Source organism: Seonamhaeicola sp., assembly GCF_028281565.1.
Lineage (GTDB): Bacteria > Bacteroidota > Bacteroidia > Flavobacteriales > Flavobacteriaceae > Seonamhaeicola.
Window position 1 is genome coordinate 1 of the sequence record NZ_JANQJQ010000012.1, and the last position, 1811, is coordinate 1811.

The 1811-nt window shown below is 36.7% G+C and carries 1 protein-coding gene; it reads right to left on the minus strand.

Annotation, left to right across the window (positions count from 1 at the left end):
* Positions 1-264: 264 nt before the first annotated feature.
* On the minus strand, positions 265-1572 hold the full coding sequence (locus Q0983_RS05335; protein WP_299549888.1) for an IS30 family transposase: 1308 nt from the start codon (positions 1570-1572) through the stop codon (positions 265-267).
* Between the last annotated feature and the right edge of the window lie 239 nt (positions 1573-1811).

Consider the following 1811-nt stretch of genomic DNA (forward strand, 5'->3'; position numbering starts at 1 on the left):
ACCTTAAATGAAAATAGAACTTCCCCCTTAGTTATCAATGTGCTTTTGAAATCAGAACATCTACTTTTCTTAAATTCACAGTGTTTTCTAGCGTTTACATTGCTGAAATTCTAGCTATAGTTATATACTATTACCAGCTAATTCTACTAATTTTGAGTACAAAAAACAGACCTTTGAAAAAAGCTGTGCAAAAGTTATTTCCGTACGATGAATTTACTTTTTCGTAAAATGATATCTCCCTGTATCTTCTTTTTAGTTGGTTGTTTAGCGATTTAGTAATGATTTATTAAGTGTTATTTTATCTGCAGGTATGGGTATTAGATTAGTTGCCTGAATCAACGTCTTATCAAGCAATAATTGAGCCAGCTCGAATGGGGTTCGGCCATTCAAGCTGGCTCTTACTGTGCTGTTGATGTGGTTTGAAAGCAATGTCATATCGTCCTGATTCAAACCGTTGATTTTCATTCCTTTGGGTATGACTCTTCGGATGTAGACATGGTTCTTTTCGAGTTTGGCTTTCTGCCAAGATGCCAGTGGATCGCAATAGAATACCTTAGTTCTAGAGCCACTACAGCAGCTTTTTTCCAAATCTTTTGCGCCTTTAAATTCAGGGCCATTATCCGTGAGTAAAATCGGGAATGTTTTATTAAATATTTCTGTCCCTAGCCTAGATTCAAGATTATCTAAAACGTTTTTAACACTTTCTTTGGTACACTCTGGCATTAAGGTGATAAGCATAAGATTGCAGTTGCGAAAAAGCATCGTTAGCATTACGTTACCAGTCTTATTGCTTCCATGGACTGTATCCATCTCAACTACATTGATTTCCGGAGAATTTTTTATTAATTGCTGAAAATCCTTATAACTTCTCCCTTCTCTATTAGTGTAATCAACTGCAGGCTTTTGTCTCTTTTTTTTGCGGGCCTTGTACTTAACTTTCTTGGGTAAATCTATGTTCCTTGCAGTAAAAACTCCTTGATCAATGTAATTATATAGTGATCTTAAGGAACATGGTATCTCATCTTTATGAGCCAAATAAATATGTGCTATGGACTGTCCTCGCTTAAGGAGTGGGGAAATCAAGCAGTCAAGCTCATACAGTTGCTGACGTGATAATGCTATTCCTTCACGAGTGTCTTTTAAAAGGGCTTTATAGGTACTGTATGCAACATTGGCACGATAGAAGAAGTGTGGCTTGCTACAGTCGTAAATGCTGTTGCATCCATTGCACACATAGGGAGCCCGAGTGGTGCTAGCACACATTTCTGACCGATAATCTTGGCAGAACATCCTACAATCTTCCTTCTTACAGGTACAGCATCTCTTGGATATATCACATTCTGGGCATAGTGATTGTTTCTGACAATAGCGGCGATACATACAATCATTATTTCTGGGGTTATATCCTCGATCACTAATCCTATGCTTTTTGATTTCTTTAGAGATTGTGGTTCTGTCTTTACCCACCAGATCAGCTATCTTTTTTATTGTATACCCATGGTTCAATCCATCTTCTATATCATACCTATCTTGAAGAGTAAGGTGTTTCCCAAGTCTGTTTTCTGTAGTCATAATTAACCTCCCAATACAGGAAGACAACCAAATTAATTATACATTCTGTGCAAGACTAACTTCCATCATTATGAAAGATTAAATTCCCCAAAACCTCCAAAAGGGACGTATTAACTTCATTTAAGGGGAGGATATTTAAAGGAAAATTGAAAAACGAACTTCCCGTTTGTATAACCAGTTTCCCGTTTTGTATTTAAAAGTAACGTTTTGTAAACGAAATGCACCTTTTGTAACTGAAT